This is a genomic window from Halocynthiibacter sp. C4, assembly GCF_028823805.1.
Classification (GTDB): Bacteria; Pseudomonadota; Alphaproteobacteria; order Rhodobacterales; family Rhodobacteraceae; genus Falsihalocynthiibacter; species Falsihalocynthiibacter halioticoli.
Window position 1 is genome coordinate 1,168,969 of the sequence record NZ_JAPEIE010000002.1, and the last position, 13,988, is coordinate 1,182,956.

Sequence of the window (13,988 nt, forward strand, 5' to 3'; positions counted from 1 at the left end):
AACTCAGAAACAAACACCGGCTGATATGCGTTCCTTACAAACAATGGTTGCCTTTGCAGCGTTCCTAATTGCTGCGGTGCTTTCGGTCGCGGCTGCGGTGGTCGCTGTGAATACAATCGAAGATCGGTCCGTTGCGCTTGTAGAAGCGGCATTGGCCGAAGAACAGATCGACTGGATTCATGTGGAAGCTGACGGTCTTCAGGTCAGTCTTTCCGGAACCGCCCCAACCGAAGCTACACGTTTCCGCGCTATTTCTGTGGCGGGAAAGGTTGTCGATTCTTCGCGAATTACTGACTTCGTAACAGTTGACGAAGGCATCAGCCTTCAGGCGCCAGAGTTCCTGATCGAGATTCTACAGAACGCTGATGGCATCTCTCTTGTCGGGCTTATTCCAGCCGAAACAGATCGCAATCAGCTAATATCAAGCCTGCGCCGCGCTACGAACGGCAGCCCAGTAGTCGATTTGTTGCAATCAGCCCAATACGACACTCCCGAAGGTTGGGATCAGGCACTGCTCTTTGCTTATGAGGCCCTGAAACAGCTTGAGCGCTCTAAAATTTCGGTCTCTGCGAATGGTGTTTCGATCACTGCGATTACCGAAAGTCAGGAAGCGCGCGCATCTCTTGAACGGCGGTTCCGAGACCGCGTGCCAAAGGGAGTTGAGTTGACGCTCGACATCTCCGCGCCACGCCCTGTTCTTACGCCTTTTGCCCTGCGCTTCACGCTTGAAAATGGTGTCGGGCGCTTTGACGCCTGCGCCGCAGACTCGCCAGAAGCGCAAGCACGGATCATTGCCGCCGCACAACGCGCTGGCCTTGCCCAAGCCGGAACCTGCACGATTGGCCTTGGTGTACCGTCAACAACTTGGGCTCGCGCAGTCGAAGCCAGCATTAACGCGCTCGCCACGCTCGGCGGCGGTACACTGAGCATCGCAGACGCTGATATTGTCGTTACTGCGCAAGCCGGAACCGATCCCAAGCTATACGAGCGTACAATCGCGGAGCTTGAAGCAGACCTTCCAGAACTCTTCTCTCTCTCCTCGCAGCTTCTCGTTGCGGAAGAGCCAACGGGCGAGGAAGGCGACGAGCGGCGAGATTTTGTCGCGACACTCAGCCCTGAAGGGCAAGTTCAATTGCGCGGCCATGTTACAAACGAACGCATCCGCAGCGCTGTCGAAAGCTACGCAATTGCGCGCTTTGGCAGAGACTTCGTTTATGCGCCATTGTCGCTTGATCCAGAGATGCCGGAAGGCTGGCCGATGCGAGTCTTTGCGGGCCTCGCCGCCCTTGCTGAATTGAATTATGGCTCTGTTGATGTGCAGCCTGATCAGATCGCCATCAAGGGCGTCACAGGAAATCAAGACACCCGCGCTCGGCTCGCCGCAATTCTCGCGGAGCAAATTCCCGCTGGAACAGATGTTTCCATTGATGTTGCCTATATCGAGACGCTGGACCCGACTGCCGCGTTACCAAGCCCGCAAGAATGCGTTGACCGGATCAATGCCATCCTGAGCGCCAACAAGCTCACATTTGATCCAGGCGCTGACTCAATGGCCCCCGGTGCGTCACAGACGCTTGATCAGATCGCTGAAATCATGCGCGACTGTCAGGATGTGCCAATCGAAATCGCGGGGCATACAGACAGCCAAGGCCGCGAATCCATGAACCTCTCGCTCTCACAAGCGCGCGCGGAGGCTGTTCTTATGGCGCTGATGTCTCGACGTGTCCTAACCGCGAACTTGACAGCGAAGGGTTATGGCGAGACTGACCCGATTGCCACAAACGACACACCGGAAGGCCGCGAAGAAAACCGCCGTATTGAGTTTACACTCCTGAGCGCAGACGATGTAGACGGCGAAAACCAAGAGACGGCAGAAGAAGCCGCTCAAGATGCCGAAGGCGAAGGCACTGAAGAGGCCCAACAGGAAGAAGCCAAAGAGGAAGAAACCGCAGATGAATAACAACGAATTTATCGCCGCAACCGCCATCATCCTCTTTGTGGCCTTTTGCCTCGGATGGTTTGCCAACTGGCTGGTTCACCGCATGAGCCGCGTCACGCAGGCCGATATCGGCGAACTCGACAAAATGGCCCAAGCCCTGCACGACGCCGAAGAGTTGCGCGATCAGGCGATCACATATGTAGAACAGCGCGAGAGTGAATTGGCCAACCACATCGCCCAGACAGAGGCGGAGCTCAATGCTGCGATGGAAGGCCTACGCGATGCACGCCGCGAAGCAGACGAACTGCGCGCGCACATTGAAAAGGCCAACCAACCAAGCTAGGCGTATTCACCAACGTTTGAGCGCGTCTTCGTCGTGGTCTTTTGACTCGACCCAAACTGCATCTTTTCCGGTGATCTCTTTTTTCCAAAAAGGCGCGCGTGACTTCAGAAAGTCCATCAAAAATTCCGCCGCTTCAAACGCTGCTCTCCGGTGTCGTGATGCCGTGGCAACCATCATAATCGGATCGTTTGCCGACAACTCACCGAAACGGTGGATCACAAGAACACCGGCTAGATCCCAACGCGCCTGTGCTTCTTCTGCAATCGTGGTTATTGCGCGTTCGGTCATGCCCGGATAATGCTCGATCACCATTTTCTCGAGATCGCCTGCCGCTGTATCGCGAACAATACCAGAAAAGCTGACGATAGCGCCCGCGCCCTGCGCCTTATTGGTGAAGGCGTTCAATTCAGCGCCTGCATCAAAGGGCGATGCCTGTACGCGAATATCCATGTTAGCCGCCCGTCATCGGTGGGAAAAACGCTACTTCGCGCGCGCCTTCGAGTGGTGCTGAAAAGTCGGTGAGGTCTTGATCAATCGCAACACGAAGCGCGGACAGGTCAGAAAAGGCCACGTCATAACGCTCTTCGCGGGCGCGTAACTCCTCAACGAGTTCGGCTACGGTTTTGGCGCTTGTCTCGACCGTCTCTCGGGGAATGCCGATACGCTCCCGCACCCAAGCAAAGTACATGACTTCGATCATGACTTATCCTCAGCGAGGTAAGGCCGCGCTTTGTTGAAGTAATCTACTCCAGTAATCAGCGTCAGTGTCGCTGAAATCCAGAGGAGCCAGAGCCCGATATAATACGTGGCAAAAGCACCGTTCCGGATCCACCAAAGGCCCATTTCATCCTCTGTGTTACCTGACAGGATGCTCGAGACTACAGCCTCGTCCATTCCGTAGGTCAGCGCCCAGAAGTAGTGTTCAAACAAGCCCTTCGCAAACAGAACAGAAATCGCAATCATCTGTGCGGTGGTTTTCCACTTGGCAAGCTTCGTCACCTGCAACTTACCCGCATCCGCACCAAGGAACTCTCGCAAGCCACTCACAAAGACTTCGCGGAACATAATAATTGTTGCGGGGAACAGAACATAGGCATCCATCTGCCAGATCGCCACAAGCGCCATCAACGCGATTACGACCATCGCCTTGTCGGCAATAGGATCGAGCATCGCGCCGAATTTGCTTTCTTGCCCCCACTTCCGCGCAAGATAACCGTCGATGTAATCAGTGACAGAGGCCCCGATAAACAGGATCAGTGCAAACCAATCGGCGTAGCCACGGGGCAAAAAGATAAACCCAAGCGCCAGCAGCGGTGCAGCAAGCAGACGAATGACGGTCAGAATATTCGGAATGTTCCAGCTCATGCGCTCTTGTTAGCCCTTTTTCTTACGTGGCGCTATCCACATTTCGCGTATTGGCGACATGCGAAGCGCTACCCTTTATCGTGGAAATAATCGTATAGCGTTTCGGCAAGCGCATCTGAAATGCCTTCTACAGCTTTCAGATCAGACAGGCCCGCACGTGATACCGCTTTTGCGCTGCCGAAATGCGCAAGCAACGCACGCTTTCGCGCGGCCCCAACACCAGGCACATCATCCAGCGGCGTCGCACCAACTGCCTTTGCGCGTTTTGCCCGATGCGTTCCAATCGCATAGCGATGCGCCTCATCGCGCAGGCGCTGGATGAAATACAAAACCGGATCATTATGACGAAGCGCAAACGGACGCTCACCTGTGCGGTAGAACTCTTCTTTGCCGTGGTTCCGATCGACACCTTTGGCAACACCCACCATAGGCACGTCACCAACACCCAACTCGGTCATAATTTCCCGCACCGCGCTCACCTGTCCTGCGCCGCCGTCAATCAACAAGAGATCCGGCCATGTCTCGCCGTTGCGGTCCGGATCTTCCTTGAGCAACCGCTTGAACCGGCGTGTCAGCACCTCTTTCATCATGCCGAAATCGTCACCCGGAGTTATCTTTTCGTCCTTGATGTTGAACTTGCGGTATTGGCTTTTCATAAACCCTTCTGGTCCGGCAACGATCATACCACCAACCGCATTGGTACCTTGGATGTGCGAGTTATCGTAGACTTCTATCCGTTGTGGTGGAGCGGGAAGATCAAAGGCCTCTGCAAGACCAGCTAGCAATTTCCCTTGCGCCGCCGTTTCCGACATTTTGCGCGCAAGGCTTTCTCGCGCGTTGCGCGCCGCATTGGCAATCAGCTCCTGTTTTTCACCGCGTTGCGGAACAAGAATAGAGACCTTGCGCTCTGCCTTTTGTGAAAGCGCCTCTTCCATGAGCTCCGAATCTTCGATGCCATCACTCAGCAAAATCTGTCGTGGAGGCTGCTTGTTGTCATAGAACTGACCAAGGAACGCTTCCAGCACCTCGGCAGCACCAACGTCGGCTCCAACGCGGGGATAGAAATCGCGGTTGCCCCAATTCTGGTTGGCGCGGATGAAGAATACCTGCACACAGGCCTGACCGTTCTCAAGATGCAGCGCAATCACATCGGCCTCTGCAACGCCGCGCGGATTGATTCCTTGGCTCTGCTGAACTTGCGTTAGCGCCTTGATGCGATCTCGCAAAGCGGCGGCGCGTTCAAATTCCATCGCTTCGCTTGCCTCTGCCATTTCCTCGGCGAGTTTGGTCTGAACGTTGGTTGATTTCCCTTGTAGGAAACGTTCCGCATCTCGAACCAACCCTTCGTAGTCCTTCTCCGAAACATACCCGACGCAAGGCGCACAGCAGCGTTTGATCTGATACTGAAGACAGGGGCGCGTACGGCTTTCGAAGGTTGCATCCGAACAATCACGTAACAAGAACACCTTCTGAAGCTGGTTCAGAGTCCGGTTCACAGCACCAGCACTCGCGAAAGGGCCATAATAGTTCCCCTTCTCCGACTTTCGGCCCCGGTGTTTTTTGACGGGCGGGAAACGATGCGCCTTGCTCACCAGAATATTCGGAAAACTCTTATCGTCGCGCAGCAGAACGTTGTATTTCGGCTTGAGCTGCTTGATGAGGTTTTGCTCAAGGAGCAGCGCCTCTGTTTCCGTGCGGGTGGTGAGGAACATCATCTCAGCGGTTTCGGAAATCATCCGCAAAATCCGCCCCGTATGTCCGCGCGGGTTGGCATAGTTGCTCACCCGTTTGCGCAGCGAACGCGCCTTGCCGACGTAAAGAACCCGCGACTCGGAATCGAGCATCCGATACACGCCCGGAGAATTATCAAGGGTCTTGAGATAGCTCTGCACGCGTGCATGTCCAAGCAACGGTGGCTCGGTTTTCGCAGTTTCAGAGCTTTGATCAGTTTGCGTCATTGTGATTCCGTTACCCGCTGCAATCTTATCGAATGGGAAGCAAGTGTTAATGTGTCCACGGTTTCTGTGGATAACTTAGTAGATAAGTTTCCGTGAACATCAATTTTCCTTTTGTTTTGGTGGTTTTCGACGCTTTGCCCATTATTTAGGCAAACTTTTAAGTCATTGTTTTTGAACGTTTTTATTATTAAATTTAGCAAGCGTATGAAAACATTAACAAAATTCTAACATTTTTGTGAAGGAAATGCTGCAAGTGTACAAGTCGTCGCAGTTTTCTGATTTATAGCACTATTCAACGCCCTGAACGTCCCGCGTCTGCCACGTCAGGTGCTGCCCGCCATCCACACAAATAAGCTGACCGGTCACGGCCGGCGCATCCAAATAATACCCCAATGCAGCAGTAACATCCGACACATTCGGACCACGCTGGAGCAGAGATTTGCTTCGCTGCCCTTCAAAATGCTCCTGCGACTGGCGGTGGCCACGAAGGGTTGTTCCTGGCCCGATGGCATTCACCCTTATGTCAGGCGCGAGTGCTTGGGCCGCAGTTTGTGTCAGCGTCCAAAGCCCATGTTTTGCAAGGCTGTAGGTCATGAATTCAGGTGTCAGTTTCTTGACGCGCTGGTCAACCATATTCACCACAATCGAGCGCGCGATAAGCTGACCATCGCGATCCTTGGTGCATTTGGGAGCCTGTTTCGCGAAGGCCTGCGTTAAGATAAAGGGCACCCGAAGATTGGTAAGCATGTGCCTGTCCCAGCTCTCGCGCGTCGCGGTCTCGATCGTGTCGTATTCAAAGATCGAAGCATTGTTGATCAGACCGTTCAGCGGACCACCAAGAAGTTCGGCGGCTCTGTCTACAAGAGGCTCGGCTTGATCCAAATCCAGCAAATCCGCTTGAACCAACTCGGCTTTACGCCCAAGCGCACGGACTTCCTCAGCGACTTCTTCGGCGCCTTCCTTGGAGGTTGCGTAATGAATAGCTACGTCAAATTCTCGCTGAGCAAGACAGAGGGCCATTGCTCGACCAAGCCGCGCACCGGCTCCGGTTACTAGCGCTCTTTGCTGCATCTCTGCCTCCCGGGTTACTGAACCACGGCGTAGAGATACCCTCCATAAGCCGCTGTCAGCAGAATGCCCCATGCCCGCGTGATATTCCACCGCAGAAACACAAATGGTGCCAACAGAAGCGATGCGCCAAGCATGACCCAGATATCAAATTTCAGCACTTCCGGCTCAATCACAATCGGACCGATCAAACCGCCAACACCCATGATCGCCAGCAGGTTAAACATGTTGGAGCCAATGACATTACCCAGCGCCACATCCGCCTGTCTGCGGAGCGCAGCCATAACTGTGGTTGCCAGCTCTGGGAGCGACGTGCCGATCGCAACAAGCGTTAGGCCGATAACGGTTTCGCTAATGCCAAACCGATCGGCGATATTGACCGAATGCTCAACAAGCAAATCCGCTCCGAACGGAAGGCCAATAAGACCCGCAACAAGAAACACTCCGATGCGCCAACTTGGCATATGCGGGTCGGCGCCCTCTGGGTTCTCAAGATCATCGTCGATGCATTGCTTGCCGTCTTTGTGATGATTTACGGCCTCGCGTCCCGCTTCAAACAGAATCAAGGCCAACGTCCCGAGCAACACAAGGCTATGAATCCACGTGATTGGGCCAAGGAAGCACACCACCATAAACAGAAGGGTCGCCCCGATCATATAAAGATAGTTTTTGCGGGTATTACATTCGCTGGTGTGCATCGTGGCAAGAAGAGCGGGCACACCAAGCACGAGCAAAATATTCGCGGTGTTAGAGCCGATCACATTGCCCAGCGCCATACCGGAAAGATCATCCGAAACCGCTTCAATCGTAATAAGCAATTCCGGCGCAGATGTACCAAACGCCACGATTGTAAGGCTAACGATAAGCGCAGGAATCCCCAACCGAAGAGACAGGTTCACCGCGCCGCGCACCAAAAGATCGCCCGCGAGCAGAAGAATAATCAGCCCGAGACCAACGAGTAGCCAGTCGATCATCATGCCCCGTTACCCCCGCCGCATCGGCACGGAGATTTGCGCAAGCGCATCCGCCCGCAGTTCGGGCATTTGGCGTTTGCGATAGTTTTCTGCCCCGGATAGCGCAGCCGTCCGAACATGGCCAGAACGACCATTCCGACGAGGAAAAGGCTTATAATCTTGACCATCACCTAAAGTCCAAACCGCGCATATTCGGCGCGCTCTTCAATATTGCTCACAACGTCATCCACGATATTTATGCCGAAGCGCCGCCAGAACGGTCGCCTTTGGTCGTAACGAATAAGCGAAACTTTCTCGCCATAGAGTTCTTTCATCTTGGACGACAGATGCCCCAACCCGTCAATCAGGCCAAGCTCTATAGCCTGCGCGCCGATCCAATACTCTCCTGTGAAGATGTCTGTATCTGCGGCCAATTTATCGCCGCGTCGCTCAGTCACTTGGGCTTTAAACACGTCGTGTATCTGATCAAGCAGCCCCTTCAGGCGCCTCACATCTGCTGGCTTTTCGGGCTTGAAAGGATCGTTGGTGCTTTTGGATTTCCCCGCTGTGTAAACCCGACGCTCGATGCCATGGCGCTCAATAAACTCGGAAAGTCCAAAGCCCGAGGAAATAACACCGATAGACCCAACAATTGAGGAGGCATCTGCGTAAATTTCATCAGCGGAACTCGCGAGCCAATAGCCACCCGATGCTGCTACGTCCTCAACAAACGCATAGACGCGTATGCCTTTTTCGTCTGCGAGGCGGCGGATTCGCGCGCCGATAAGCGCACTCTGAACAGGGGAGCCACCGGGGGAATTGATTACAAGCGCGACCGCGTCAGGTTTGCCACGGGTAAAGGCGCGTTCAAGCACGGGACCAATCCCAGCGTCGTTCAAGCTACCGCGGCCAGATGATGATATCACGCCACTCAGGCGCACAACCGCCACCTGTGGGTGCGATTTCATAAAGGGGATCCAACGCTTCATAGCGGGCATGTATGCGCGGCATGGGTCGGTAACAAGGGGGAGAGCAAAATCCGTTTGGACTGTTGCGGCCTTGCCAACACAACACACCGCCAACCAACTTAGCGATCTTCGTTTAAGTCATCCGCGCGTTTTTGGTTTCGCTGGGCACGCCGAATAAGCGCCCCAACCCGCAAGCCGCCAAATGTCCCTGCGCGTGATCGCGTCCGCAAAACAGGCGTATTCGCCGAAGCATTTGGAGCCGATTCACGGACAACGATGTAGATACCAGAGAGGATAATCACCCCAGCACCAATATATGTCATCGCATCGACCTGCTCGTTGAAGATAAAATAGCCGAAAATGCTCGCCCAAATGATCTGGGAATACTGCATTGGCGCAACGATAACCGCTTCGCCGTTCCGATAAGCCACGATCTGGAATATCATAGCAATGAAAGCAAGAAGGGCGATCACGCCAAGCGCCGCAAAATCTGCAAATGGCATTGGCACATAGACGAACGGCATTGCACAGCCCATGACGACGAAGTTCCCGATCATCGGATAGAGCAGGAGAACTGCGCTGCGCTCTTCCGGACCGATTTTGCGTACGATGATTGAACTAATCGCACCGCCAACGGCCGCAACCATCGCAGCGATATGCCCCGCACTCAAATCCGCTTGGCCTGGACGCAATACAATCAGCACACCGGCAAGCCCGACCGCAACCGCGAGGCCACGACGCAGGCGAACGCGCTCACCAAGAATCGGAATCGCAAGGATCGTAATCAGCAATGGCGAAGCAAAGAGAATTGCATAGGTTTGGGCGAGCGGAAGATGCGCAAAGGCGTAAAACGCCGACGCTCCTGTTACCACGGCTGCTCCGGTACGAAGGGCCATCCAGTAAGGGTGGCGGGGGCGCAGCGTGTCTCTGCTTGCGTCCTGTATCAACATGAGCGTCACCAGCGGGAAGCCGAGAAGCACGCTGAAGAACACGATCTGAAATGGAGAGTAAGTCCCGCCAAGGGATTTAACGATTACGTCGTGGGTCGCGAAAATCGCAAATGCAATCAACGCAAGTATCGCGCCTTTGGCGTTGGGCGTTAGCTTGGCCATAAAAACTTTCCTCAAATCAAACCCGTGCGTGAACGCTAACAGGTGACTATTACCAGAAAGGAAAAGACCAAGCTGGGCAAGCCACAAATGCAGCCCCGTAAACGAAAAAAGGGGCACCAAAGCGCCCCTTTTCTGAATCTCTTTGCCAAATATTAAAGACTGTCGTCGAGAGCCTTGAGGATCGCATCACCCATTTCGCTGGTGCTGATCGGCGTTTCACCCTCATTGCCAAGCAAATCAGCTGTGCGCGCGCCTTGGGCCAGAACTGCTTCGATAGCATCTTCAAGGCGCGTAGCCTCATCACCCTGATCAAAGGAATAGCGAAGCGCCATAGCAAAGCTCAGGATACACGCGATCGGGTTTGCCTTGCCTTGGCCCGCAATATCAGGAGCGGAACCGTGGACCGGCTCGTAAAGCGCCTTCGGGCGACCGTTTGCCATTGGCGCACCGAGCGACGCGGAAGGCAGCATCCCGAGTGAACCGGTGAGCATCGCCGCCGCATCCGAAAGGATATCACCAAAGAGGTTGTCTGTGACGATCACATCAAACTGTTTTGGCGCGCGAACAAGCTGCATCGCGCCGTTGTCGGCATACATATGCGAAAGCTCAACATCAGGATATTCGGCGTCGTGGATTTCCTGAACAACATCACGCCACAGGATACCGCTCTCCATAACGTTGGCCTTCTCCATCGAGCAGACCTTGTTGTTACGTTTACGGGCCAGCTCGAATGCGCTGCGCGCAACGCGGGCGATCTCGCTCTCTGTGTAACGCTGGGTGTTGATGCCTACGCGCTCGTTGCCTTCGTTGATGATCCCGCGTGGCTCACCGAAGTAAATGCCAGACGTCAGTTCGCGAATGATCATGATGTCAAGACCAGCGACAACGTCTTTCTTGAGGCTGGAGAAATCGGCCAGCGCGTCAAAGCACTGCGCAGGGCGGAGGTTGGAGAAAAGGTCCATCTCCTTACGAAGCCGTAGAAGGCCGCGCTCTGGCTTTACGCTGAAATCGAGGTTGTCATACTTGGGGCCACCCACGGCACCAAGAAGAACAGCGTCAACTTCTTGCGCCTTTGCCATCGTATCATCATGAAGAGGTGTGCCGTGTTTGTCATAGGCACAGCCACCAACGAGGTCTTCGGACACGTCAAACGCCAGATCCCGTTTTTCACCGAACCAAGAGATTACTTTGCGGACCTCGGCCATTACTTCGGGGCCGATGCCGTCGCCCGGCAGGATCAGGATAGATGGGTTGCTCATGGAGTCCTCGATTGCTTGAAAAGTGTGATATTACAGGGTTGCAAGGGGCTTATCGCGGGTTGCGGCGAAATTCAAGCGCCACCCACGTCAACCAGCTTCTCAGCAAGAAAATCAAACACGCGGCGGATGCGGGGAGACTTGCGCAATGCCTCTGGTGCTGTCAACCAAACCGGCAGTGGCGGCACCTCTACCTCGGGCAAGATTTGCTCAACTTCCGCGCAGTGTTGTGCAACGCATTTTAGCGCCACGCCAACGCCGCACCCTGCCTGAACAAGCTGCCAATAGGCCGATTGATTGTCACACCGGATCTTGAAGAAGCTGCGATCCACCGTCCAGCCAACGGCACGCATTCCTTTGATCATCAGATCGTTCCGGTCATATCCCACCCAATCATGCGCCATCAATGCGTCTCGATCCTGAGGCACTCCGCGGCGCGCCAGATAGGTTTTAGCGGCGTATATACCCACGTCGAAATCACAGATATGGCGCGTGATCGTATCAAGTTGCTCTGGGCGGTACATCCGCAATGCAATATCAGCCTCGTGAAACAACAGGTTGTCGGTGCTGTCACTGGCGTGAAGCTCAATCTCTATATCCGGCTCCATCGCGCGCAGTTCAGCGAGCAACGGCGGCAGGATGTAATGGGAGACAAATACAGATGCTGTTATCCGCACAACTCCAGAAAGGTTTTGCGTTTGACCCGCGGCAGCAAGCGAGAGCCGCGCCGCTGCGGCCTGCATGTCACGAGCTGCGGGGAGAAGCGCCTCGCCCTCTGCTGTAAGTTCCACCCCCCGATGCACACGCGAAAACAAAACAACGCCCAAACTGCTTTCAATTTGCGAGATGTGCCGCCCAATTGTTGGTTGGCTCGCACGGAGCCTTTGCGCAGCTGCCGTAAGCGAGCCGCACTCAGCAACCGCAACAAAGGATTGGATCAAAGTCCAATCTATTGAGGCAAACGCCTTATCATTCATAAATGAATACCTAATATCCGAATACAGCCAATTTACCCGACAATAGTGAATGCATACTTTCGCCTCAACGCATTTCAGCAAAGAGGTTCAAAATGTCTAAAACAGTTCTCATCACAGGTGCCACAGGCAAGATCGGCCGCCACGCGAACGCGGCATTCACAAAGGCCGGTTGGCAGGTTCGGACATTCAATCGTGCAAGCGATGACCTTTGTGAAAGCGCAACGGGCGCAGACGTCATCGTGAATGGCTTCAACCCGCCAGCCTATCGCAACTGGGCAACGGAAGTGCCGCGCTACACAGCGCAAATTATCGAAGCCGCCAAGCAGAGCGGCGCAATGGTTATCGTTCCTGGCAACGTTTATAATTATGGCAACACGCCCGGCACATGGGGGCCTAACACCCCGCAAAGAGCCGAGACCCGCAAAGGCAATATCCGCATTGAAATGGAGCAGCAGTATCGAAGCGCCGCGCGTGACGGGGTGCAAACGCTCATCCTTCGCGCTGGCGACTTCATTGATTCCGCGCCTTCAGACACGCTCATGAGCCTGGTGTTTCTTTCTAAGCTGAGCAAAGACAAGCTCATGACGATGGGGCCCGTAGATTGCCCTCGCTCGTTTAGCTACTTGCCCGATTGGGCGCGTGCGGCGGTAATGCTTGCAGAGCGACGAGATACTTTGCAACAGTTCGAAGATGTCCCCGCGCCCAGCGTCACAATCACAATGCAGGACTTGCGAAGCGCATTAGAGATGGCGACAGGACGGCACATCAGCATCAAGAAATTCCCATGGTGGACGTTCCATGTGGCCTCGCCATTTTGGACGCTCGCATATGAATTGCTCGAAATGCGATACCTTAGCGAGACGCCTCATAGCCTCTGCGGCAAGCGACTCGCAGAACTGTTGCCCGAGTTTACGCCAACAGCCGAGACGGACGTTCTTTGCGCCGAAGTTCCAACTTCTCTCATGGCCAAAGAATTCGCCGCCTAGGGCATCTCGACATCGACCCAAACAAGCCGATGACGCGTAATCCCTTCGCCCTCGGCAATCAAGCTTGCCTCTTCAGTACCGGTTTCCGGCCAAAACACACCAGCGTCCAGAACCTTCAGATCGCGAGAAGGGAGAACATACTCTACCCGCAGGTTTCCCGGGAGTTTGTCGTTTACGGGCCATGCGGCTGTATCGAGGGCAGGGTCGCCAGAATGCGATGCATTGGCGGCCTCGACTCCGCCCACGCTTGCGGGCTTTGGATCTTGAAGCGAGGGATGCGCGAGCAGTTCCGCAATAGCTGCGCCATTGCCATCGCCATCATGCGGATCAAGGTTAGCATTTCCGATCAAAGCAAATGGCGCATTGGCAGGTTGTTCCGAAAGTTCACCATTCAGGTATTTCGTCCAGAACCGCGTCTCATCAGCGTTGCGCTTGCCATTGCGATCTTCCGCACCATCAAAAACCGGCGGTGTGGCGTAATACGTCAGGAGGTGCAGCGGCCCGTTGTCCGTTTCAATCGGTACATCCCAATGCGCCGTGGTGGATAAACGAAGAACCTCTAACACCTCATCAGAATAGTACGGGGCGCCATCAACTTCGGGCAGGTTCGCATCAGGTAGATCGCGCCATAGGTACTCTGAGAAATCACGCGCCTCATCGCGCAAAAACGGATACCGCGAAAGAATGGCCAAGCCCTTCTCGCCAGAGTAACGCCCATAGCCCTGCGCATCCACGGCATCACCAAAATTCCCATCACCATTCACATCAAGTCCCGTCGGCATTCCGGTATTTGGCCGCTGCGCAAAATGATGGGGATAGTCAACGCCCGCTCTTGAAAGCTCATCAGCAAATGCGCCGAGCGTGGCAAGGCCGTGGTCGTAATCTATTCCAGCCAGAACGAGTACATCAGGATTTACATGCGCGATCACGGCAGCGGCGCGGACTGCGTCGTGCGCCTTCCTTGCGCGCATATCTCTTAGGAAGAGCCCTGGGGCCTTTCGCTCAAAATCGACGGTATAGATAGCGAGGCGAACCCTGTCCGCCGCAGATGCGCCGCCCGCGA

At 54.7% G+C, this 13,988-nt stretch carries 14 protein-coding genes; 3 read left to right on the forward strand and 11 right to left on the reverse strand.

The window, feature by feature from the left end; translation table 11 throughout:
• Positions 1–25: 25 nt before the first annotated feature.
• Positions 26–1,960, forward strand: a complete 1,935-nt coding sequence (locus OU789_RS12970; RefSeq protein ID WP_274655952.1) for an OmpA family protein — start codon at positions 26–28, stop codon at positions 1,958–1,960.
• Positions 1,953–2,282, forward strand: coding sequence for a hypothetical protein (locus tag OU789_RS12975; RefSeq protein WP_263952020.1), 330 nt, complete (start codon positions 1,953–1,955; stop codon positions 2,280–2,282). The genes OU789_RS12970 and OU789_RS12975 overlap by 8 nt, the downstream gene beginning before the upstream one ends.
• A 6-nt stretch (positions 2,283–2,288) precedes the next feature.
• On the opposite strand, the gene OU789_RS12980 is transcribed toward OU789_RS12975, so the two are convergent.
• The 10 genes from OU789_RS12980 to OU789_RS13025 form a co-directional block, all read right to left on the reverse strand.
• Entirely contained in the window at positions 2,289–2,732 is a 444-nt protein-coding gene (locus tag OU789_RS12980; RefSeq protein WP_274655953.1) for a molybdenum cofactor biosynthesis protein MoaE, read from the reverse strand.
• A gap of 1 nt (position 2,733) precedes the next feature.
• Positions 2,734–2,982 (reverse strand): molybdopterin converting factor subunit 1, encoded by a 249-nt coding sequence (moaD, locus tag OU789_RS12985; RefSeq protein ID WP_274655954.1) that lies wholly within the window; start codon positions 2,980–2,982, stop codon positions 2,734–2,736.
• Complete coding sequence (pgsA, locus tag OU789_RS12990) at positions 2,979–3,647, reverse strand: CDP-diacylglycerol--glycerol-3-phosphate 3-phosphatidyltransferase (protein WP_263952016.1); 669 nt, start codon at positions 3,645–3,647, stop codon at positions 2,979–2,981. Before pgsA ends, moaD begins: the two co-directional genes overlap by 4 nt.
• A gap of 68 nt (positions 3,648–3,715) precedes the next feature.
• Entirely contained in the window at positions 3,716–5,605 is a 1,890-nt protein-coding gene (uvrC, locus tag OU789_RS12995; protein WP_274655955.1) for an excinuclease ABC subunit UvrC, read from the reverse strand.
• A 288-nt stretch (positions 5,606–5,893) separates the two neighbouring features.
• Positions 5,894–6,748: an SDR family oxidoreductase gene (locus tag OU789_RS13000; RefSeq protein ID WP_274655956.1), complete on the reverse strand. Its 855-nt coding sequence runs from the start codon at positions 6,746–6,748 to the stop codon at positions 5,894–5,896.
• Complete coding sequence (locus OU789_RS13005) at positions 6,691–7,647, reverse strand: calcium/sodium antiporter (protein ID WP_274656042.1); 957 nt, start codon at positions 7,645–7,647, stop codon at positions 6,691–6,693. Before OU789_RS13005 ends, OU789_RS13000 begins: the two co-directional genes overlap by 58 nt.
• A 170-nt stretch (positions 7,648–7,817) precedes the next feature.
• Positions 7,818–8,615, reverse strand: coding sequence for a S49 family peptidase (locus tag OU789_RS13010; protein WP_274655957.1), 798 nt, complete (start codon positions 8,613–8,615; stop codon positions 7,818–7,820).
• Between the two features lie 98 nt (positions 8,616–8,713).
• On the reverse strand, positions 8,714–9,706 hold the full coding sequence (locus OU789_RS13015) for a DMT family transporter (protein ID WP_274655958.1): 993 nt from the start codon (positions 9,704–9,706) through the stop codon (positions 8,714–8,716).
• A 152-nt stretch (positions 9,707–9,858) separates the two neighbouring features.
• Positions 9,859–10,965, reverse strand: coding sequence for a 3-isopropylmalate dehydrogenase (gene leuB, locus OU789_RS13020; protein WP_263952011.1), 1,107 nt, complete (start codon positions 10,963–10,965; stop codon positions 9,859–9,861).
• A 71-nt stretch (positions 10,966–11,036) separates the two neighbouring features.
• Positions 11,037–11,939, reverse strand: a complete 903-nt coding sequence (locus OU789_RS13025; protein ID WP_274655959.1) for a LysR family transcriptional regulator — start codon at positions 11,937–11,939, stop codon at positions 11,037–11,039.
• Positions 11,940–12,031: 92 nt separating this feature from the next.
• On the opposite strand from OU789_RS13025, the gene OU789_RS13030 reads away from it, so the two are divergent.
• On the forward strand, positions 12,032–12,925 hold the full coding sequence (locus tag OU789_RS13030; protein ID WP_274655960.1) for an epimerase: 894 nt from the start codon (positions 12,032–12,034) through the stop codon (positions 12,923–12,925).
• Here OU789_RS13030 and OU789_RS13035 read toward each other — a convergent pair.
• Positions 12,922–13,896, reverse strand: coding sequence for an endonuclease/exonuclease/phosphatase family protein (locus OU789_RS13035; protein WP_274655961.1), 975 nt, complete (start codon positions 13,894–13,896; stop codon positions 12,922–12,924). The two genes, OU789_RS13030 and OU789_RS13035, sit on opposite strands and share 4 nt — an antisense overlap.
• Positions 13,897–13,988 lie beyond the last annotated feature (92 nt).

Bases quoted from the DNA above. Each gene is read 5' to 3' on its own strand.
- OU789_RS12970 (WP_274655952.1), top strand. From the start codon at position 26: ATGCGTTCCTTACAAACAATGGTTGCCTTTGCAGCGTTCCTAATTGCT.
- OU789_RS12975 (WP_263952020.1), top strand. From the start codon at position 1,953: ATGAATAACAACGAATTTATCGCCGCAACCGCCATCATCCTCTTTGTG.
- OU789_RS12980 (WP_274655953.1), bottom strand. From the start codon at position 2,732: ATGGATATTCGCGTACAGGCATCGCCCTTTGATGCAGGCGCTGAATTG.
- moaD (WP_274655954.1), bottom strand. From the start codon at position 2,982: ATGATCGAAGTCATGTACTTTGCTTGGGTGCGGGAGCGTATCGGCATT.
- pgsA (WP_263952016.1), bottom strand. From the start codon at position 3,647: ATGAGCTGGAACATTCCGAATATTCTGACCGTCATTCGTCTGCTTGCT.
- uvrC (WP_274655955.1), bottom strand. From the start codon at position 5,605: ATGACGCAAACTGATCAAAGCTCTGAAACTGCGAAAACCGAGCCACCG.
- OU789_RS13000 (WP_274655956.1), bottom strand. From the start codon at position 6,748: ATGGGGCATTCTGCTGACAGCGGCTTATGGAGGGTATCTCTACGCCGT.
- OU789_RS13005 (WP_274656042.1), bottom strand. From the start codon at position 7,647: ATGATCGACTGGCTACTCGTTGGTCTCGGGCTGATTATTCTTCTGCTC.
- OU789_RS13010 (WP_274655957.1), bottom strand. From the start codon at position 8,615: ATGAAGCGTTGGATCCCCTTTATGAAATCGCACCCACAGGTGGCGGTT.
- OU789_RS13015 (WP_274655958.1), bottom strand. From the start codon at position 9,706: ATGGCCAAGCTAACGCCCAACGCCAAAGGCGCGATACTTGCGTTGATT.
- leuB (WP_263952011.1), bottom strand. From the start codon at position 10,965: ATGAGCAACCCATCTATCCTGATCCTGCCGGGCGACGGCATCGGCCCC.
- OU789_RS13025 (WP_274655959.1), bottom strand. From the start codon at position 11,939: ATGAATGATAAGGCGTTTGCCTCAATAGATTGGACTTTGATCCAATCC.
- OU789_RS13030 (WP_274655960.1), top strand. From the start codon at position 12,032: ATGTCTAAAACAGTTCTCATCACAGGTGCCACAGGCAAGATCGGCCGC.
- OU789_RS13035 (WP_274655961.1), bottom strand. From the start codon at position 13,896: ATGCGCGCAAGGAAGGCGCACGACGCAGTCCGCGCCGCTGCCGTGATC.